Origin of the sequence: Vibrio sp. 99K-1 (assembly GCF_013114585.1) — a bacterium.
Taxonomy (GTDB): domain Bacteria; phylum Pseudomonadota; class Gammaproteobacteria; order Enterobacterales; family Vibrionaceae; genus Vibrio; species Vibrio chagasii_B.
On record NZ_VTXF01000010.1, the window covers coordinates 136,926 to 157,466 of the forward strand.

At 43.4% G+C, this 20,541-nt stretch carries 15 protein-coding genes and 1 pseudogene; 10 read left to right on the plus strand and 6 right to left on the minus strand.

All coding sequences use genetic code 11. The features are described 5' to 3' along the window. Window positions 1-27 precede the first annotated feature (27 nt). The 4 genes from F0228_RS10200 to F0228_RS10215 form a co-directional block, all read right to left on the minus strand. The gene (locus F0228_RS10200) at window positions 28-2,034 is read right to left on the minus strand and encodes a GGDEF domain-containing protein (RefSeq protein WP_171762210.1); all 2,007 of its coding nucleotides are present in this window, start codon (window positions 2,032-2,034) and stop codon (window positions 28-30) included. Beyond that, window positions 2,031-3,179, minus strand: coding sequence for an extracellular solute-binding protein (locus tag F0228_RS10205; protein WP_171762211.1), 1,149 nt, complete (start codon window positions 3,177-3,179; stop codon window positions 2,031-2,033). The genes F0228_RS10200 and F0228_RS10205 overlap by 4 nt, the downstream gene beginning before the upstream one ends. A 343-nt stretch (window positions 3,180-3,522) precedes the next feature. Beyond that, on the minus strand, window positions 3,523-4,617 hold the full coding sequence (serC, locus tag F0228_RS10210) for a 3-phosphoserine/phosphohydroxythreonine transaminase (RefSeq protein ID WP_061031645.1): 1,095 nt from the start codon (window positions 4,615-4,617) through the stop codon (window positions 3,523-3,525). 163 nt (window positions 4,618-4,780) lie between these two features. Then, window positions 4,781-6,043 (minus strand): DUF945 family protein, encoded by a 1,263-nt coding sequence (locus tag F0228_RS10215; protein WP_171762212.1) that lies wholly within the window; start codon window positions 6,041-6,043, stop codon window positions 4,781-4,783. A 184-nt stretch (window positions 6,044-6,227) separates the two neighbouring features. On the opposite strand from F0228_RS10215, the gene F0228_RS10220 reads away from it, so the two are divergent. The 3 genes from F0228_RS10220 to F0228_RS10230 all read left to right on the plus strand — a co-directional run bounded on the left by F0228_RS10220 (window position 6,228) and on the right by F0228_RS10230 (window position 9,497). Further along, window positions 6,228-8,171, plus strand: a complete 1,944-nt coding sequence (locus F0228_RS10220; protein ID WP_116870345.1) for an ATP-binding protein — start codon at window positions 6,228-6,230, stop codon at window positions 8,169-8,171. Continuing rightward, window positions 8,164-8,661 (plus strand): response regulator, encoded by a 498-nt coding sequence (locus tag F0228_RS10225; RefSeq protein ID WP_061031648.1) that lies wholly within the window; start codon window positions 8,164-8,166, stop codon window positions 8,659-8,661. Before F0228_RS10220 ends, F0228_RS10225 begins: the two co-directional genes overlap by 8 nt. A 293-nt stretch (window positions 8,662-8,954) precedes the next feature. Continuing rightward, window positions 8,955-9,497, plus strand: a complete 543-nt coding sequence (locus tag F0228_RS10230; RefSeq protein ID WP_004741569.1) for a hypothetical protein — start codon at window positions 8,955-8,957, stop codon at window positions 9,495-9,497. A 140-nt stretch (window positions 9,498-9,637) separates the two neighbouring features. Here F0228_RS10230 and F0228_RS10235 read toward each other — a convergent pair whose 3' ends face one another. Then, a complete protein-coding gene (locus tag F0228_RS10235) occupies window positions 9,638-10,219 on the minus strand; it encodes a TfoX/Sxy family DNA transformation protein (RefSeq protein WP_004741568.1) in 582 nt (193 codons plus the stop codon). A 358-nt stretch (window positions 10,220-10,577) separates the two neighbouring features. Here F0228_RS10235 and F0228_RS10240 point away from each other — a divergent pair, with 358 nt between their 5' ends. The 5 genes from F0228_RS10240 to F0228_RS10260 all read left to right on the plus strand — a co-directional run bounded on the left by F0228_RS10240 (window position 10,578) and on the right by F0228_RS10260 (window position 16,122). Next, complete coding sequence (locus F0228_RS10240; protein ID WP_171762213.1) at window positions 10,578-11,498, plus strand: HDOD domain-containing protein; 921 nt, start codon at window positions 10,578-10,580, stop codon at window positions 11,496-11,498. 39 nt (window positions 11,499-11,537) lie between these two features. Next, window positions 11,538-12,443, plus strand: a complete 906-nt coding sequence (locus F0228_RS10245; protein ID WP_061031651.1) for a lysine exporter LysO family protein — start codon at window positions 11,538-11,540, stop codon at window positions 12,441-12,443. A gap of 174 nt (window positions 12,444-12,617) precedes the next feature. Continuing rightward, a complete protein-coding gene (locus tag F0228_RS10250) occupies window positions 12,618-13,145 on the plus strand; it encodes a hypothetical protein (protein ID WP_008224391.1) in 528 nt (175 codons plus the stop codon). A 118-nt stretch (window positions 13,146-13,263) separates the two neighbouring features. Continuing rightward, a complete protein-coding gene (panP, locus tag F0228_RS10255; RefSeq protein ID WP_116870343.1) occupies window positions 13,264-14,907 on the plus strand; it encodes a pyridoxal-dependent aspartate 1-decarboxylase PanP in 1,644 nt (547 codons plus the stop codon). Between the two features lie 360 nt (window positions 14,908-15,267). Continuing rightward, the gene (locus F0228_RS10260; protein ID WP_004734686.1) at window positions 15,268-16,122 is read left to right on the plus strand and encodes a MurR/RpiR family transcriptional regulator; all 855 of its coding nucleotides are present in this window, start codon (window positions 15,268-15,270) and stop codon (window positions 16,120-16,122) included. Window positions 16,123-16,359: 237 nt separating this feature from the next. On the opposite strand, the pseudogene F0228_RS10265 reads toward F0228_RS10260, so the two are convergent. Continuing rightward, window positions 16,360-17,505 (minus strand): annotated as a pseudogene (locus F0228_RS10265) (iron-containing alcohol dehydrogenase); the annotation flags it as partial. A gap of 519 nt (window positions 17,506-18,024) precedes the next feature. Here F0228_RS10265 and F0228_RS10270 point away from each other — a divergent pair. Next, entirely contained in the window at window positions 18,025-18,288 is a 264-nt protein-coding gene (locus F0228_RS10270) for a GrxA family glutaredoxin (protein ID WP_004741562.1), read from the plus strand. 242 nt (window positions 18,289-18,530) lie between these two features. Beyond that, on the plus strand, window positions 18,531-20,213 hold the full coding sequence (locus F0228_RS10275) for an aspartate:alanine antiporter (protein WP_008222852.1): 1,683 nt from the start codon (window positions 18,531-18,533) through the stop codon (window positions 20,211-20,213). Window positions 20,214-20,541 lie beyond the last annotated feature (328 nt).

Sequence of the window (20,541 nt, forward strand, 5' to 3'; positions counted from 1 at the left end):
CTTTAGTCCTTAATTCCGACTCTAATTCTAACTGATGTTTGATTCGCGCGACTTTACTGCCTCAGACAAACCTTGGTAATAACGACGCTTTTGAAGATACATATCTTCATCGGCTTGAGAGAACAAGTCTTCTATACCGGTCGACTCTGTTGAAGCGACCCCAATCGAGAATCTAACCGGAATGCTACCGCCGGCTTGCGTTTCGACAACCTGCTCAAATTGATCTGCATATAGTCGTTGAGCTAATTGCTGAGGATCTTGTGCTTGTTGATCGGCTGGTGCCAAAGTAAGAATGGCAAATTCATCACCGCCTAATCGATACAGGTTGCTCGCCCCGCTTAACCGATTACGAATGACGTTTGTACAACCTTTTATCAGCTCATCACCCACGGCATGACCATGCTGGTCATTGGCGGCCTTTAATCCATTAATATCAATGATCAACAAAGATAAGCTATCTTTATTCTCGGTCGCGCATTGTTTATAAAATTCCAGATCTTCATCGAAGGCTTTACGGTTATAACACCCCGTAGGCATGTTGATACGATTCATATTTTCTAGCTCAACCCAACCTACTAACTGCTTTTGGTATAAGTCAAAAATCAGCTGGTCTTCTTCATTCAGCAAAGCAAAACTTTGAGAGAAAAAGTGACCAATCGTTATCTCTTTCGAGTCTTTTAAAACCTTGTAACGATCAGAAAAGTCGTTGTCCACGATTTCTCCGTCAGCAATACAACTAAAGCTGAACTCAATTAGGCAATTCGGAAGGAGTGATTCGAGTTGTCGATTAACATGTTCTGGAATCAGTCGGTATTCAACATTTTGCCTCGTGGAAGCAAACTTGACGATCTTAAGAATACGGTTTTTCTGAGACTCTTCACGAGCCAATGAATGCGTTAACCTACTCGTCTTCTCTTCTACGGTTTGCTCTAACTGAAGGTTGAAATTCTCCAGCTTGTGATTACTCTCTTGGATTTGGTGGTAAGCACTTCTTAACTGGTCATTACGAACTCGTGCCTCACTTAATTGATGCTGTATTCGTCCCCACATTTTTTCCAGCAAACGACTAAATGTAATGAACTCTGTAAAATGATGTTCATTTGCACCGTGACTAGGCGGTCGATTGTTTGAATAGGATTCAACAGATTCTGTCAGTAGATTCAATTGTTTAGAGAACCAACGATTAAGCACTAAAGCAATAACGATGGCAGCAAATAATGTCGCGAAGAATATTCGAATAAACACAACTTGAGATTCCTGCATCTCCAACAAACGAGCCTCATCAGACACCTGGTGTCTTACTCCTAGGACAAGATTTTTCGAAAACAAAGTGTTGTTGTTGGATACAATTTTACTGTGCGCCCAAGTGCTGTCTTGCGCATCAGAAGGTAGGTATTTAAATCCAACAGATTCGTTTTCATATAAGAATGGCGCGACTTTCGAATCTAATCTATCGTACCCCATCAACACGACAAGATAACCTTGTGGTGTGTAGTTGGAACCCTCGATGAGTCGATATGGCAGTATTGGTGCGACAAAAGCAATGCCTGACTTCGCATCATCAGCAAGTTCTGACTCAGTGAATTCAATATGGTACATCTTGCCTTGTGTATATGCAGGCTGAGGATGCTTGAGTTCCTCTAATAACTGACTTTGTTCAAAGTGGTACAAGCTGCCATTACTGTCATAAATGGGTTTCCAGTTGCGATCTAATATGTATGTCGCCGACACACTATCCGCGAGTGTGTTAAAGCTGTCCATCTTGTCCCACACAACGCTAGAGAAAAAGATATTCCCACCCGCTTTAATCAGGGAACGATCTTGTGAATACCATTGGGTGAGGCTGGCAGTAAGGTCGATCTGCTCCTGCACCGTTTGTTGTATACCAGCTTTAGAATTGGCCAGTTTGATCTCTTTCTGTTCCAAAGAGCTCTCATTCTGCATATTCAGTATGAGTTGACCCGCTAAATAAACAGGCAGCAAAGAGCAAGCAAATAGCACTAAACCCGTCGAGTACTTCAATGAGAACTTCATTGTGCAGACCTCATGGTCGCTGAGTAATACGCGACAAAGTCATCGTAAAATTTATGTAGCTTCTGCTTTGGCATTCCCGATTTATATCGCTCATAAGCTCTGGCAGTTGCTTCCCAAACAATCGCCATTTTGTAGTCGCTTGACATCATTTGCGATGATTGAAATTCATCGTACATGTTTGAAAAGGTGACATTTCCCTCATCAACACGGCGCTGATTCACCTCATGGAATGGAGAGATCATTGCATTTGAATGCGCTAAGTAGGTGAAACGGTTCGACTGCAAATACTCAACCACCTCTTTTAAGACTTCTTTAGTTCCAGGGTCTTGCATACCTTTCTTGGTCACTGCAAAAATCTTAGCGCCGCTAAATGAAGACATAGCCTGACCTCGATAGGTTGGTAAAGAGTTCACTTGCAACTGGCTGCCGTAGGCTTGCTCCAATTCACTAAAAGCCCAATCTCCATCAATTAAAAACTCAACCTCACCATCGATAAAACGTTGCCTTGCACAGACTTCATCACAAGACGATTTAATAACATTCTTCTTCTCGAGCATGTCGATAAACTCAAAAACAGACACTAAGTCCTCACCATTGATGGTTTTCGATGAGAGCTTCTCTTGTGAAAACAACTGGTAGAATGCCAAAAAGAAATACATGTTTGGATTGGGGAAAAGCACACTGGCTTGCATCGATTGAGACGAACGCTTCATTAGGTCCTCCCAAGTGATGGCTTGAGTTTGAGGCTCGTTAGAATAAAGCACTAACTGGTTGCCGATACCAACAGGTAACGCCTTAAGTTCACCGTTTAGCACCACTGAACCCAACGCTTTTTTCTCATAGCGTGAAGTATCAACCCAATTGGAGGGTAATGTTGCTAAATCAATATATTCAGTCAGACCTAAAAAATCGGAGGGTACCCAGATCGCATCTGGAAAAGTCTTATCACGAGGATCGGCAACAAGGAGTTCCGAACGAATACTGTTTACATTAAACGGGCGAATTTCGACACGATGCTCAGTCATAGATTCAATATGCTCTTTGACGTAACCTGCCGTTTCGTAATTGATGCCCACCCAAACTTCGAGCGTAGCAGCGCTGGTCAATACCGGGAATAATGCCGCTAATGTACTCAAAAACCTCACACTATTTCCTCATGGTAAAAACGTATCGTTAATTCAAGTTGCACCCACGCTGACAAATAACAAAACTCAAGTAATCGGTAGTGCTGGCTACACGTTGGGCGAGACGTTATATAGCAAACATTCATGAATAAACAGAAAAAGTGACGCTTGCGGTTGATCTTTTCGCCCGAGAAACATTAGTGCTATCTATGCATAACACTTCTGTCTACAACTGCAACATATCATACCCTTTACACATTTCTAGGCAAAAAAAAATGCCGCAAAAGCGGCATTCATCTCGTTTAGTACAATCGACACAACAAAAAGCAATTCAGCGCTGTATCGTTCACTAACCTGTCATTGATTAAGCGTATTTCTCTTCGAAATCTTTCATGAAGCTTACAAGCGCTTGTACACCTTCTAGAGACATCGCATTGTAAAGCGATGCTCTCATGCCACCGACTGCTCGGTGACCTTTCAGCGACTTAAGACCAGCAGCGTCAGCCAACTCTAAGAACTTCGCATCTAGCTCAGGTTTCGCAAGTTGGAATGGTACGTTCATTCTTGAACGGTTTGCTGCGTGCACTTCGTTCTTGTAGAAATCAGAATCATCAATCGCGTTGTACAATAGTGCTGCTTTTTCTTGGTTCACACGCTCCATCGCTTCAACACCACCTTGAGCTTTCAACCATTTGAAGACAAGACCAGACAAGTACCAAGCGTACGTTGGTGGCGTGTTGAACATAGAGTCTTTTTCAGCAAGTACTTTGTAGTTAAGAATGCTTGGCAATACGTCGTTTGCAAGATCTAGCAGATCATCACGCACGATAGCGATACAGATACCCGCTGGGCCAATGTTCTTCTGCGCACCAGCATAGATAACACCATATTGAGACACATCGATCTTACGAGACAAGATGTTAGATGACATATCAGCAACAATAGGCTTGTCTGTTTGTGGTAGCTCACTGATCTCAATACCATCGATGGTTTCATTCGGGCAAAAGTGAACATACGCCGCTTCTGGGTCGATTTTCCAATCTTTAGCTGGAACTACAGCGGCTTTACCATCGACTGTCGTTTTTGCATTGAACACGTCGATTTCACAGTACTTGCTCGCTTCCGTAACTGCGCTTTCAGCCCAGTAGCCCGCATCAATGTAAGTCGCTTTCGTCGCATCACCTAACAGGTTTAGAGGAACAGCAGCGAATTGAGCACGAGCGCCCCCCTGACAGAACAGAACTTTGTAGTTGTCTGGGATGTTCAGAAGATCACGTAGGTCTTGCTCAGACTCATCAGCAACTTGAATAAACTCTTTGCTGCGATGACTGATTTCCATAACGGAAGTGCCTAAACCGTTCCAATCAATGAAGTCAGCTTGTGCTTGTTTCATTACTGGCTTAGGCAGAGCCGCTGGGCCAGCACTAAAATTGAATACGTTATCTAATGTAAGTTCCATGGGGATGATTGCTCCTGCTAAATAATAACTATGCAAGTAATACCATGTTTTACTCAACATAAAAACAACAAAAGAGGTCTTATGACCTCTTTTGTTTCGTACAGTACAAAATCTTTATCTTAATGCGCTAAATTGCCCTATGAGTATTCTTGCCTACTCAGTTTTATTGAACAAAAGCCGGCATAAGTAGTGCAATTAGTGGAATTTCTTGTCCATTTTCAAACACTAGGTTTCCATTTTTTAGGTCAGCGCTGATTTCGTAACCCTTGTCCGTTTCTTTGATCATTTCCATCACGATCAACTCATCGATACCTTCGCGAATAAATGGGTACTCTTCTACCAGTCCGTTTGAGAAACTCGAGTGAAGATTACCCGTTAGTGCAGGCATAATCATTGAAGGGTTACTGCTGATGTTTTCTGTACCTTCAGGAACACTCACCAACCACTTCGATTCAAACTGGCCTTTGCCTAACTCTAGTGACATGTTGTTCATTGAAAGGTCGAAGCCCTTAGCAAATAGAATGTCAATGAATGGGATGATCTCAGCAACGTCTTCTTGTGTTAGAACAGGATTAGACTGGTAAATCTCAAAGATTTTCTCGAACGACTCGCTATCGAGTTTCGACATTTCGAAATCAACATTTAAGTTGTTCACTTGTCCTTCACTCGTCTCGATGTTTGCGATATCCAGTTTAAGGTTGCTACGCAGACGCTTGGTTGCATCATCCAGGTGCGACTCAAAATCATACGTTGAGTTCTCGATAGTCATGAATGGCTGCATTGCCGAATCTGAAATCAAGAAACTATCAATAGTGAAGTTCTGTGTACCAAGCCAGTAACCTTTGGCTTGTTGACCTGAACCGATGCCTTTCAGGTTTGATAACGTCACCTCTTCACCCGTTTCAAAATCGATCTGAACAGAAGGGATAGAAAGCTCGTAATCCACTTGGCCTAACACTGTCGCATGGCCTGTCAGGTTCGACTTAGTGATAGACACCGAGGTACCATTCTCATCAGTGCCTTGATGATTAAACTGGCTCAACTCGAAGTCGAAGTCCGTATTACCGTTTAGCTCTGTGCTCGTCGTTAATGTCAGAGGCAGAATGTCAGTATTATCGAACGTCGAAACAGCATTAAGACTAACCAAACCATGGCTAACCGCACTGTTAATGACAAACTCACTTGGTAAGCCATCTATCGCAAGCTGCTCTTTCAGATCTTCATCCGTCACAGTGATGCGAGTGGTTACATTAGAAGAAAGGTAACCCCTATCGTACTCAACGATCTCAGCTTGAATGCTCGAATTGTTAAGTTTTGCAACGCCATCAGTAATCGCATTTTGTCCAATTTGCCCAACCGCTAAAGGCCAGCAAAGAGCCAATGAGATTGCGCCGCCAATTGCGCCAATTTTTCTTAACTGTTCCATGAGTTCTCTTTCTACATGTGTTTGTTTTTTTTCAGTCTAACCCATCAGTCGCAAACAAGAAACATTGAGTTAAATCAGTCTATTGCTCGATACTGCAATTCACTCAGCAAATTAACGGCTAGCTCTCATCCTTATTCGACAGTTCTTGCTAGGCTAGAAGCGTCGCTACTACTAAGGGTAAACTGTGAATCAATACGCTGTTATCTGTTTGGACAATAATCCGATCAGCATTGAGAGGATACGTACGGAGTTGGCTCCGTTGTCTGGTGTTTTCGATATCTATACTGCCGAGAACATCGAAGATGCACACCACGCATTGGAAGACATCCATGACAACCACCAAACGGTCGCTTTGGTGATAACTCACCATCACTCTGAATTTAATGGCGTGCAGTTTCTTATTGAACTTGAACAGCTTCCTCATAGTAATACTGCTAGAACCATTTTGGTCAGCGCGTCGTCAGACATTCAATCCATTCTAACGGCAGTAAACGAAGGTAGGCTGAACCACTGCCTAACGAAACCGGTTCAGGATAAGGTTCTCTTCAAGTCAGCTCAAAAGGAGCTGACGTCTTTTGTTATCCAATACGACTCTGAAAACCTGTTGTCTTACAGTGATGCGTTAGATCAACAACGCTTATTAAGAGCACACATAGAACAAAAGATTCAATCTTTTCAATCAGGTTTTATTCACGATTACCACCAGCTCTCAGACAATGCGCTCGCTGAACGTGTCTTCAATGCCTTGCAAGAGGTCTTCTCTAAAGATGACAAGACCAGAGCGATTCGCGATTACTCACCGGAGCATTTGTTGACGGTTGAAGGAGAAGATAATCGCTTCTTGTGGTTGATCATTGAGGGTGAAGTCGCTCTCTACAAGAAAGATGAATTAGGACAGCAGCGAGAGGTCGTGCGTCACTCTAAAGGCAACATAGTCGGCGGGATGTCATTTGTGACAGGCGAACCTTCTTTCTCTACTGGGCTCACCCTTACCCAGACACGAGTGATAAAGCTCGACAAAGAGAGTTTTGCTCAGGTGATGCATTCCAACAATACCCTACTTCCTCTGTTCACTAATTTATTACTCCGGCATTTCAATCGACGCTTACAGCGCAGCATCACCAATAAAATCAAGTTGCAACAAACGCTCGAATCATTGGAGTCCGCACACCAGCAATTAATTGAAAAAGAGAAGATGGCTATGCTTGGGCAACTTGTCGCTGGTGTCGCGCATGAGCTTAATAACCCCATAGCGGCAATTATGAGAAGTATTGAAACGCTATCAGAGCATCTAGACCAAATACTCGAGAACCTCGCTGTTCCCGAATCTAATAAAGGAACAGAGGTGTTAGCGTGTTCAAAATTAGCCAAACCGCTTTCGACTTCACAAGAAAGGCAACTGGTAAAACACCTTACATCAACGATCGATGACCGTGCTCTCGCCAAAAAAGCGGTTAGATTGAATTTAAGCCAAGATGCTAAGGTTTTAGAGACCCTGAAAGACTCACCTATCGCTGGTAGAGAGCTACTCAATGACTTAGAGCATTACCACTATGTTGGAAATTCTATCCGTTCCATTCAAGTGTGTAGCAAACGCATTGCCGATATGGTGAAGAGCCTAAAGAGCTATGCTCGTGAAGATGAAGAGGTTCGCCACTACGCCGATATCCATGAAGGGCTAGAAGATACCTTGGTGATCTTTGAAAATAGGTTGAAGCACCACCAACTTGAAAAGCACTATGACACCACTTTACCCGCTTTACTTTGCCAGCCGCTTGCATTGCAACAAGTGTGGACCAACCTTCTCTCCAATGCACTTGATGCCCTATCAGAGCGTGGCGAGGTGTCTATTACCACCTCCCAACAAACTAAAGACAATCAAACGTTTCTAGTAGTACAGATATCAGACACCGGCATTGGAATCGCGCAGGAAGACATCAACTCTATTTTCAACCCAAACTTTACGACTAAAAAAGAGGGCAACTTCGGCTTAGGGATTGGGTTGTCCATTTCTCAACAAATTGTTTCGGCTCATCAAGGGTTTATTTTGGTTGAGTCTGAGGTAGGCAGCCATACGCACATGCAAGTGTGGCTTCCATTCAAACAAGAAGGAGCACCTCATGAATAAGTACCTAATTTTATGCGTTGATGATGAACCAGAAGTGCTCAACAGTGTGCTTCAAGACTTGGCCACATTCGAAGATAACTTCATCGTCGAGGGTGCAGAGTCAGTGGATGAAGCCAAGCAAGTGATTAAAGAGATGGGACAAGATGGTATTCAGCTCGCTCTGATCTTGTGCGACCACATCATGCCTGAAAAAACAGGGATCGATTTTCTTATCGAACTTAACCAGCACGAATCTACAAAGCCAACACGCAAGCTGCTACTCACTGGGCAAGCCGGACTGGAAGATACGGTAACCGCAATCAATAACGCGGCACTCGATTTCTATATTTCGAAACCTTGGCAAGGTGATCAGCTCAGAGATACCATTACTCAGCAGCTAACCGATTACGTAATTGCCAACGATAAACAGCTACTGAATTGGACTTCCATTCTTGATACAGAGCGCATCCTTACCTCGATGGCAGACAAGCGCACAAGCTTTGGAGAATAACGTTCACGATTAACGTTTGAAGGGCTATGAGATAAACAGCAGTCAATATAAGACGCCAAGGGATACATATAAAATTTGGATGATTTACTCATCTCGTTTTCTTATTTGCTCTAAAACATGAGATCTCCGTAGCAGACTGACCCTTAATTTGTTTATTTTTTAACTAAATGATTAAGGATTTACATTTTAATGGATTACTTTTCCGTGAGTTAGATTAAACTGTCTCGATGTTTATGGTTTGTCGATTTCTCTCAAGCCAAAGGAATTAACACTAATAAAGGTTTACGGTCGTTATGCGCAAAATACTACTTACTACCGCTATGCTGTTGGCTTCGAGCCAAGCGCTAGCTGTCGAAGAACAACCACAAGTAATGAGCAACTTCAGCTACGATTACTTTGAAGCACGTATCGGTGCTAGCCCTGTTACATTTGGTGGCGCGTTCAGTAAGTCTATCCACCCGAATGCTCACGCGATTGCGCGCATTGATTCAGAATTTGAAAGTGATTTCGACTCTGCTGTTGGTCTTGGCTTCCACGCTCCAATCAACAACTGGGCTGACTTAACAGGTGAAATGCTAGCGCGCATCGTTCAACCTGAACACACAAGCTCTACTGATATCGGCATGGAAGTGAACATTGGTGTTCGCCAATGGCTTGGTCCACAACTAGAAGTTGGTGGTAAAGGTGGTTACGTTTCTATCGATGACAACGATGATTGGATCGGTTCTGTTTACGCACGTTTCCACTCTACAGAGCTATTCTCTATCGGCGCTGAAGCTCGTATCAACGACTTCTACGGTGATCAGCTAATGTTCACAGCTCGCTTCAAGTACTAATACTTAGCTGACGAGTTCGAACCTTCGGGTTCTAAGAGAAGACTCAATCTCTTTAGTCGAGACAGAAACAAAAAAACCGAGGATTTATTCCTCGGTTTTTATTTATAAACTGTAATTTCAAGCATATAAGGACGACTTCTTTAGTGGCAGCTCTTTAATAATTGCTGCTTGCGTGGTTCTTGTAATAGTTTCCAATGGATACCATCAATCGCACCCGCAAATTTCCAAAGTAGTTTTAGGTCAACATCGTTTCCGTACGCTTTGCGAACCTTATTAAATACTTCTGGTGCGCCTAACTGCATAAACATAGAAACATCATCGACACCCGCCTTTTTCACCATGCGCTCTAACGTAAGCTGCATGTTAGGAAGATCTCTTAATCTACGGCTAGCAGATGACTTCTTGAAGCTGCGCTGCTGAATTGAATTATCGATAGAAGTACGAATAATGCTATCCAATTCAGGATGTTCGCATGTGAACAGATCAGTAATGTCGTAGTAGTTTACGGTTGCTGTTGTCTGTTTTTTCACATGGCGATACTTTTCACAATCAAGATCTGCCAGTTTTTTATCTAATGACTTGCCACCTCTAATGAATAAACAACCTTCACTCAATAAGGCAAACATAGCGTCATTTTGAAAGAGGCCAATACCTCCGAACATAGAACGTTTTTGATGCTCACCAAATTGATTCACGTAATTAATAAATGCTGTCTCGGTCATATCCGTTGATCCTTAATCAAATTACCCCGATTAGGTTGATCACCAGACAAGCAGCTTTTTATGCGAAAAATTTTTTAAATCTATTTTTATTGTTTAGGTGAATATTATAGTTGCGTTTTTCACCTTTAAATAAATGATACTTCGAAAAGAAAAATAAGTCTGGACTTAGTTCACATCAATCAATTGTGTATTACGCTTTTTCATGATTAACATCACACAAAGCTATCATTCCGTGATTGAATTTTGACGATTGATGATACACCGGTTCAATATTTAAAAGCTCGTGTGGACCGATCAGTATTGCCTCGCAGCATTGTGGCTTGTAAAATGGTAGGACATACATGTTTTTACTTTTTATATGAATCATTTATCGTTTTTCTGGCTACCACAAAACAAGGCACTTCTTCTTAAGGGCCTAGAATCAGAATTTGCCCAACTTGTTGGACATTCCATCTCAGCGGGAAAAATAACCCTTCCTCCAATCCCTAACGTTGTACTTAAAATCCAAAAACTTTGTACCCTTGAATCGACTGGGATAGCCGAGGTTGCCGAGTGCTTACTTGAAGACCCAGGCCTTACCGCCATAGTCATTCGAGTGGCTAACTCGGTCGTCTTTAACAGGCGCAACATTACCTGTCTCGACATTATGACGGCCGTTTCACGCCTGGGCATATTGCGAGTTCGTGACATCGTGACAGCACAAGCGATCGAGCAGCTCAAGCACTCTGTTGATTTAAGTAAAGAGTGTAACCAGCTATTGATTCAAAGCGCTTCTGTATCAAAAGAGTTAGGCGCAACCATGGTACTTGTGACCAATGGCTTTAAAGAGATCGCCCCTGCTGAATACCGCTACCTTGAACATGAGAAGTCTTTGCTGGTTGGGTTATTAGCCGATATCGGGCTGTTCTGCCTAGTAAGCGAATACCACCTATACCTTGAGAACGGTAACTACCTCGACCACGATATTGCGCTGCAGATTTTCCAAGGCCAATGCTCAGCCACCAGCAAGCTAGTACTCAAGCGTTGGGGCTTCGACAGCGACTTCATTGACGTGTGCAGCAACACCATCAATAAACAAGAAGAACGTGAAGTTTCTTACTTAGATATCGCACGCATTGCTAACCACCTACTGATGTTCAGAAACAAGGATGAAAACATCGATGATCACGAAGTTGAGCTCAACGTGACAGGTGCAGAAGTGCTTTATAATCTAAGCAACTTGAGTAAACATGATTTTAATGCAAAGCTAAACGACGTGATCAACGCTAGTGGCTTCTAAGTCATAGAAAAAGTTGAAGTAATTGCAATAGAGGAAAGCATGTTTACAGGGATGATCTTCATATTTGCTCCACTTGTTGTGGGGTATCTATTTTCAATTTCAAACACCCAAACGCTAGAATTCATCAACCGCTCTACATCGCGCTTGATCTATGTAATTCTGGCGCTGATGGGATTAAGCCTTGCCGCGCTTGATAATCTTGGTAGCAACCTACAGACAATCCTTCTTTATACGGTCACTTTCTTTGTCTGCTTGAGTGTATGTAACCTGATGGCATTGCCCGCTATAGACAAAATACTGCCGCTAAAAACAGACAGCAGCCAAAAGAAGCTCCCTCTGTCTTCTATGGCAATGGAATCTGCCAAGCTCATTTTGGTTGTCGGCTCTGGTCTTATCGCAGGACTCGTTCTGCCTATCGGCCTAGATTGGGTTGACACTGCCAGCGAATGGATCCTATTCGTTCTTCTGTTCTTCATCGGCATCCAACTGCGTAACAGTGGTTTAACCCTTAGACAAATCTTGCTCAACAAGCATGGCATGGTCATCGCTGTCACGATAATTATCACCTCTATGTTAGGCGGCGTGATAGCGGCTTACTTGTTGGATATCCCTCTGTTTAAAGCGCTAGCCATGTCTTCTGGTTTTGGTTGGTACTCTTTGGCTGGAATCCTAATGGGCGATGCATTTGGTCCGGTTTACGGCGGAGCGTCATTCATGCTTGAGCTACTGAGAGAGCTTGTTGCCTTAGTCCTGATTCCAGTGCTCATTCGTAGCTATCCATGTACGTCTATTGGTTATGCAGGAGCTACCGCCATGGACTTCACTTTGCCTGTTATTCAAACAACAGGCGGCGTCCGCTGTGTGCCGATCGCGATTGTTAGTGGATTTATATTGAGTCTACTCGTGCCCATTTTGATGTTGTTCTTTGTATCTCTTGCTAACTAGATCGCAGGAATAGCGATCGATTTAGATTAAAATGCATCTCGAATACCAACGCCCAAGATACCGATACAGTTACCCAAATAAAAAGACACTAAGTGTCATTGCTCAACAAAGAATGATCACGGTAACCTGTAACGACAAAGTAATAACAAGAATAAACTTACAAAAGGACCCGCTATGAAACGCCTTTGCGTCGCATTACTGCTAGCTTCAACTTCTACTTTCTCTTTTGCAGCAGATTCAATGTCTGAAACAAACCAGTGCCAAGCGAAAAAATACGATGCTTACATCGACGCTTCTCTAAATTGGTACGCCGATCTTGCTGAACTCACCTCTGAACAATACCCAGAGCTAACAGAAGTCAGCGAGTGGTTCCTTGAAGGCCGTAAGCACCACTTCGAGCTAAATCGTGCAGCGGTACACTACTACTTGGTAAACGACTCAAGCAAAGTAGCTACAGAGCAACCTGTTGAAGGTTGGCTACAACTTGAGCAACATGACATTAAAACGCTATCACAGCGCGATGATGAACTAGGCAAGGTAGCAAAAACGACGTTCGACGACCGTCAATCAAAGCCTCACGCTCAAAACTACGAGCTGCGTTCTGCGTTTGCAGAGCTACTTAGCCACCCTAAACAGATCGATACAGCACTGCAGCGTTACAACACGTCTATTGCTGAACTTGAAGCGATTAAATGTAAGTAACCCCTCATTTAATAGGCTTTTATGAGAAGTTGGATTTCATAATTAAGACGGGACATTGTTCCCGTTTTCGTTTAGATTGTCCCGCTCGCGTCAATATTAGAAAAATAACTCGCTTGCTATGGTTACGGAACAAAAAACAGCAGATGTTAGCTTCGACAGTCTTCTACGTATCTTCACGGTACCTGAAGGCCCAGATTCAACACTCACTCAAATTGAAGACAAACTTTCACGAAACCTGAATCAATTCTTACGTGAACATATCGTGGCTGAAGAAAAGCCACTGCGTGAAATTGAGAAAGATTTTTCAAATGCTCATATCCCAGAGCAGCCTGAGTTTGTTTCTGAACATACTGAGCATCTCCTCGATTCTCTTGTATCGCACTCGGTTCATACGTCTTCACCAAGCTTCATTGGTCACATGACGTCTGCCCTGCCTTACTTCTTGATGCCGCTTTCTAAAATCATGATTGCGCTGAATCAGAACCTAGTAAAAATCGAGACTTCAAAAGCTTTCACTCCTTTAGAACGTCAGGTTCTAGGTATGCTTCATCGCTTAATCTATCAAGATGATGACGCGTTCTATTCTCGTTGGATGCACAGTGCAAATCACTCATTAGGGGCGTTTTGTTCTGGTGGTACTATCGCGAACATTACTGCGCTTTGGGTCGCACGTAACAATGCGCTAAAAGCACAGGGCTCGTTCAAAGGTGTAGAGAAAGAAGGCTTATTCAAAGCCATGAAACACTACGACTACGAAGGCCTAGCCATCTTAGTCTCTGAACGTGGTCACTACTCCCTGAAAAAAGCCGCTGACGTACTGGGTATAGGTCAGGAAGGTCTTGTATCAGTTAAAACAGATAACGACAATCGCATTTGTACTGTCGACCTACGACTGAAGATCGAGCAGCTCAAGCAGAACAAGATTAAGCCTTTCGCCGTTATCGGTGTCGCTGGTACAACTGAAACCGGTAATATCGATCCACTAAGAGATATTGCAGAGGTATGTGCCGAGTCTGACTGTCATTTCCACGTCGATGCAGCTTGGGGTGGTGCGACCTTAATGTCGAATAATCACCGTCACCTTTTAGATGGTATTGAGCTTGCTGATTCTGTCACTATCGATGCTCACAAGCAGCTTTACATCCCTATGGGTGCTGGCATGGTTCTGTTTAAGAAACCAGATGCGATGACAGCCATTGAACACCACGCGCAATACATTCTGCGTAAAGGATCGAAAGACTTAGGTAGCCATACTTTAGAAGGTTCTCGTTCAGGTATGGCGATGCTGGTTTATGCTGCAATGCACATCATCAGCCGTCCAGGCTATGAACTGCTGATCGATCAAAGCATCAACAAAGCACGCTACTTTGCCGACCTAATCAAAGAACAAAGTGATTTCGAACTGGTATCTGAACCAGAGCTTTGCTTACTGACCTACCGCTACGTTCCTGAAGTGGTAAAAGCAGCCCTGCTTAAAGCAGCTCCTGAACAGCGTGTAGAGTTGAACGAACTTCTGAACGAACTGACTAAGTTTATCCAGAAGAAACAGCGTGAAACAGGCAAATCGTTTGTATCTCGTACTCGCCTAAACCCTGAAGCGTGGGCTCATCAGCCAATCATCGTTTTCCGCGTAGTACTTGCTAACCCCTTAACGGGCAACGAGATTCTTTCTTCTGTACTTGAAGAGCAGCGTGAAATCTCTAAACTTGCTCCTAACTTGATGGGTAAGATCACCAAACTGGTTACGCAAATAAACGCATAGCCATTCAATTTTAGTTGCATCAAATTGAAAATTTATTTCTTTTTGATGTAACTTAGCTGTCAGTTCATACTCAAATCGCATTCTTTTTGCTCAAAGCCTCTTCCAATTCTGTACTTTTCTAAAATTTTGTTGAGGCCTGTCATATTCTTAAGCATTCATCCCGTGTTTTTGTATTAGTAAATAGTATGTTGGGTTTATACTGACTCTATGGTGCTAGTTAGCTTGATATCTATTTGATACAGCAGTAATTACAACACCCAACACTGCGTTGGTACTGTGTTTACTGAAATTTGTTTCAGCCATACCCCCTGGTAAAAAGATATTAACTAGCAAGTTGTTCTCTATACCCTTGTGAACACTATGAATACATTAGAAAAAATACAAAAAAACCTGGAAAATTTCAGCAAGTCTGAGCGTAAAGTAGCCGAAGTAATTATGGCTTCCCCTCAAACTGCAATCCATTCTAGCATTGCTACCTTAGCTAAAATGGCTGACGTAAGTGAGCCTACAGTTAACCGCTTCTGTCGTCGTTTAGACACAAAGGGCTTTCCTGACTTTAAACTTCACCTAGCTCAAAGCTTGGCGAACGGTACACCTTATGTGAACCGTAATGTTGAAGAAGATGATGGTCCAGATGCTTATACGCACAAAATCTTTGAATCAACTATGGCATGTCTAGACGTTGCTAAAAACAGTCTAGATGCGATGCAAGTGAACCGTGCGGTTGACTTGTTGACTCAAGCAAAACGCATTTCGTTCTTCGGACTAGGTGCCTCTTCTGCCGTAGCGAAAGACGCTCAAAACAAGTTTATTCGTTTTAATATCCCAATCACGTGTTTTGAAGACATCGTGATGCAACGCATGAGCTGCATTAACTGCAGCGATAACGACGTTATCGTTCTTATCTCTCACACAGGCCGCACGAAGAGCCAAGTTGAGATTGCGAACCTAGCTCGCGAAAACGGCGCGACAGTTATCGCTATCACAGCGAAAGACTCTCCACTTGATAAGGCAAGCTCACTGTCTATCTCATTGGATGTGCCAGAAGATACTGACGTTTACATGCCAATGGCAAGCCGCGTTGTGCAAATGACGGTTATCGATGTATTAGCAACTGGCTTTACATTGCGTCGTGGCTCAGGTTTCAGAGAAAATCTAAAGCGTGTCAAAGAGTCACTTCGTGATTCACGCTACGAGAAATACTCTCAGTTCTAACCCCAAAGATTAGAATTAAAAAACGGAGCCAAGTGCTCCGTTTTTCTTTATCTACGTCTTCAATAGTGTCATGGCCATTTACCAATACTATTAAATGGTCCAGCTGTTCCCCTTCTCCACCACACTATTCTCTGAGGCATAAGAGTTGATGATCGTGAAACTCGACTCCACCATTGAAGACTCTTCATCTTGGTGCTTCAACGCCTCGGAGCCTCTGCGCTCGCCACAATCGCACTTCTCGCAAACCTGCTGCAGAATATGAATCAAACGCTCTTGATTCAATGGCAATGGATTCCCTTTAATAGCAACCGACTTAAGTGCATCAGCCGATACCTCTTCGAACTGCGCCTCACAAACGCCAAAGTCCAGTAAACTTGGCAACTTAAGTGTATCTAAGACTTCTGATAACCACTGAATGGCATCCTCTGCCGAGGCTTGCGCTTTACCCGTGACTATTTGAGCAATCCTTTGATAGCGCTCTAAAATATCGCTTCTTTGATGCTCCCTCGCGACCTCAATATTCTCTAGCATCACAAATGGGGCTAACCGAGCAGTAATCACGCTGTGTGGAGCCGATATCTTTCCGCCCAATGCAGACGCTAAACCATGCGCTGCACCTAGCTTGGCGTTGGTGATTGCCATACCACCAAGCATGGAAGCGAATGCCAGATCAGAGCGTGCTTGCGGTTCATCATAAACACACGCTTGCACCACGGAACCGCTGAGCTTACGCAACCCTTCTTCACAGATCATATCCGTCAATGGGTTTGGGTCTCCGCATACATAAGCTTCCATCAAGTGAGTAAAGGCATCCATCGCGCCGCGCCCTGACAAGTATAGGTTAGTACCATAAGTCAAAGTCGGGTCGACAATCGCTACGTCAGCCAGCATGTCTGGGCTTCTTAAGCTTATCTTTACTTGGTCTTGCCCTGATTTAAGCACTGCGTTCTTGGTGACTTCAGCACCAGTACTCGCAGTTGTGGGAATGGCAACAAAAGGCAGTGGTTTAGTTTTGAGAGGCACATTACGTCCAACCACTTCAACATAGTCATAGAGGTTGCCTTGGTTAGGTAGTACGGCTGCTAACGCTTTCCCCATATCTATCGCACTGCCGCCGCCCATAGCAATCACCATATCTGGCTTAAATCGTCGTGCAGATATCGCGGCCTCTTCGACCATTTTGATATTAGGCTCGCCAGTAACTGCGATGTGTTGATAGCGCATGCTTTGAGCATCTAGATAATCGGTGACAATGGATGTGCGCTCTAATGTGCTACCTGTCACCAACAGTACGCTGTAACCGTATTGGTTGAAGAGAGACAATGAAGCGGAAAGTGCTCCATCACCAAAGATGATCTTTGTAGATGTCATAAATTGAAACATGGTGCCTCCTGCGCCTATGACCAAACAAAACTGCGAACTCTTGGTTGTTGGAATGTATCTTTGTATCTCAAGCTTGATTTAAATCGATTCGTAAGACGCTTATGCTTACAAGCGTCGAATAGGGAAAAAGAGAGCGAACAAGTAGTATTGACCCGCGTGTCACTCGAACTCTTTATTTCCGCGTATCTGTAATAAGATGCCTCGTTCTAATCGCAATTTTTTTGACGCGGTGCAACTTGTCGCGCTAAAGATAGATAAAAGTCGGTTTCTTAGGGGTAATTCACACTCTACTTCTAAGGGTACTCAATCTAGATACCTATCAAAAACCAGCATGGATCCTTATTATGACGATTATTTGTTCTGATAGGCAAAACCTATTGTATTAAGAGGTAATTCCATCTTTATTTCCCTAGGGCATTAGGGCATAGTTGGATTCAAGAATTTTTGAGTCTTGTTCAATTAAGAATAGTTGACGTATTTTCGGTTAACGAGCCTCATCCCGTATTTAGGAGAAATGAAATGTTTGTAGTTATTTTTGGTCGCCCAGCTTGCCCATTCTGTGTTCGTGCAAAAGAGCACGCAGAAACTCTTAAAGCAAAACGTGATGACTTCAACTACCGTTATGTTGACATTCACGCTGAAGGCATCAGCAAAGCAGACCTAGAGAAGACTGTTGGTAAGCCAGTTGAAACTGTGCCACAAATCTTCATCGACCAAGACCACATCGGCGGCTGCACAGAATTTGAAGCATACGCAAAAGAAAACCTAGGTCTTTTCGACTAATTTAGATTTCAAACCTTGGGCTAAGCCCATAATCAGCTGAACATTTTTAGTGTCAGACTGTAAGGTTTCTATTAAGCCCGCTTATTAAAGCGGGCTTTTTTTATAGCCAGTTTTCATGCGATATAAGAATCTGGTCAAAATCAAGTAAAAAGGGAAAATATCACTTATAATTTATTTATATTTAGATACAATCCACATTTCAAACTTACCCTGTTTTTCACGCCTATTATTGAGCGACCACTGTGAATATCGACGTTGTTTTTCTGCTAGAACAAAACCCCATTCTCCTCATCTTTGTTGTTTTATCGATTGGTTTAGCCATTGGTAAAATTCGCTTTGGTAGCCTCCAGCTTGGCAACTCAATAGGTGTCCTGATTACTTCTCTTGTGATGGGTCATCTAGGTTTCTCATTTAACGCAGATGCCCTAACGATTGGCTTTATGCTATTCATCTACTGTGTGGGTATTGAAGCGGGACCGAACTTCTTTGGTATCTTTTTCCGAGATGGCAAACACTACCTTATTTTAAGTTTAGTGGTGCTCTCCACAGCTATTGCGCTTACCTACTTCTGCAGCGAGTACTTAGGCCTTAGTTTCGGACTTTCTGCCGGCATGATGGCTGGTGCACTAACGGCGACACCAATCTTGGTAGGTGCGCAGGACGCACTCAACTCAGGGCTTGCTGAAGTGCCTAGGAACATGGATTTAAGCCTGATTATCGAAAACCTATCGGTCGGCTACGCGATGGCTTACCTAGTTGGCTTAATCAGTATGATTATGTTTGCTCGTCTGATTCCAAAACTTCAGAAAGTAAATCTGCACGACTCAGCAGAGCAAATTGCGCAAGAACGAGGCTTAGGCGCTTCGGGCCAGCGCAAGGTTTACCTGCCAATTATTCGTGCTTATCGTGTGGGACCAGAACTTATCTCTTGGACTGACGGTAAAAACCTGCGTGAGTTGGGTATCTATCGCCAAACAGGCTGTTACATCGAACGTATTCGCCGTAATGGCATTCTTGCACACCCAGATGGTGATGCCATTTTGCAAGAAGGCGACGAGATCGCATTGGTTGGTTTCCCGGATAGCCACGCGCGCCTAGACCCAAGTTTCCGTAATGGCAAAGAGGTTTTCGACCGTAACCTTCTTGACCTACGTATCGTGGAAGAAGAGATCGTCGTTAAAAGTGACAGTATCGCAGGTAAACGCTTATCAGACTTAAACCTGTCTGAATATGGTTGTTTCCTAAACCGCGTAGTAAGAGCTCAGATTGAAATGCCGATGGACTTAAACATCGTGCTTTCTAAAGGTGATGTACTGCAGGTAAGTGGTGAAAAGAGTCGTGTTCACGGCCTAGCAGAGAAAATTGGTTTCATCTCGATCCACAGCCAAATGGCGGATCTAATGGCGTTCTGTAGCTTCTTTATCTTGGGCATTCTATTTGGTTTGATCACGATGACATTTGGCCAGGTTTCATTTGGTTTAGGTAACGCGGTTGGCCTATTGCTATCCGGTATCATGCTTGGCTTCTTACGAGCGAACCACCCTACTTTTGGTTATGTACCTCAGGGTGCATTGAACATGGTCAAAGACCTCGGTTTGATGTTCTTTATGGTCGGTATCGGTTTAAGCGCCGGTGGTAAGATATTTGAGCACTTAACTCAAGTTGGTCCGCAGGTTATTGGTATTGCTCTGATCGTCAGTGTTATCCCAGTATTCTTCGCTTATTTAGTGGGCGCGTACATATTGAAAATGAACCGTGCACTGTTGTTTGGTGCGATCATCGGTGCACGAACCTGTGCTCCTGCAATGGACATCGTAAATGACCACGCTCGTTCAACAATTCCAGCACTGGGTTACGCGGGCACTTACGCGATAGCAAACATCTTGATGACGTTAGCCGGTACTTTCATCATCATTATCAGCTAGACACACATCGCTAAGCGATTCATTTCTAATGCACTAATTCATCTGGGTTAGTGCATTTTTTATTGCTTGTTTTTAGCACTTCAAGCCTCCTTCCCCGCTCCTACTCTTAGCTCTCTTCGCATCTCGAATCTCGTCACTCGTCTCTGCTCTTAAATCTTTTCGTATCTCGCCACTCGCATCCCGTATCTGCTCTTAACCTCTTCACATCCCGCCACTCGAATCCCACATCTGCTATTTAATCTCTTCTCATCCCGCCACTCGCATCCCGAATCCGCTCTTAATCTTTTCGTATCCCGTATCTGCTCTTAATCTCTTTAATCAAATAGCA

Coding starts and splice junctions, on each gene's coding strand:
- F0228_RS10200 (WP_171762210.1), bottom strand. CDS start 2,034: ATGAAGTTCTCATTGAAGTACTCGACGGGTTTAGTGCTATTTGCTTGC.
- serC (WP_061031645.1), bottom strand. CDS start 4,617: ATGGAACTTACATTAGATAACGTATTCAATTTTAGTGCTGGCCCAGCG.
- F0228_RS10215 (WP_171762212.1), bottom strand. CDS start 6,043: ATGGAACAGTTAAGAAAAATTGGCGCAATTGGCGGCGCAATCTCATTG.
- F0228_RS10225 (WP_061031648.1), top strand. CDS start 8,164: ATGAATAAGTACCTAATTTTATGCGTTGATGATGAACCAGAAGTGCTC.
- F0228_RS10230 (WP_004741569.1), top strand. CDS start 8,955: ATGCGCAAAATACTACTTACTACCGCTATGCTGTTGGCTTCGAGCCAA.
- F0228_RS10235 (WP_004741568.1), bottom strand. CDS start 10,219: ATGACCGAGACAGCATTTATTAATTACGTGAATCAATTTGGTGAGCAT.
- F0228_RS10240 (WP_171762213.1), top strand. CDS start 10,578: ATGAATCATTTATCGTTTTTCTGGCTACCACAAAACAAGGCACTTCTT.
- F0228_RS10245 (WP_061031651.1), top strand. CDS start 11,538: ATGTTTACAGGGATGATCTTCATATTTGCTCCACTTGTTGTGGGGTAT.
- F0228_RS10250 (WP_008224391.1), top strand. CDS start 12,618: ATGAAACGCCTTTGCGTCGCATTACTGCTAGCTTCAACTTCTACTTTC.
- panP (WP_116870343.1), top strand. CDS start 13,264: ATGGTTACGGAACAAAAAACAGCAGATGTTAGCTTCGACAGTCTTCTA.
- F0228_RS10260 (WP_004734686.1), top strand. CDS start 15,268: ATGAATACATTAGAAAAAATACAAAAAAACCTGGAAAATTTCAGCAAG.
- F0228_RS10270 (WP_004741562.1), top strand. CDS start 18,025: ATGTTTGTAGTTATTTTTGGTCGCCCAGCTTGCCCATTCTGTGTTCGT.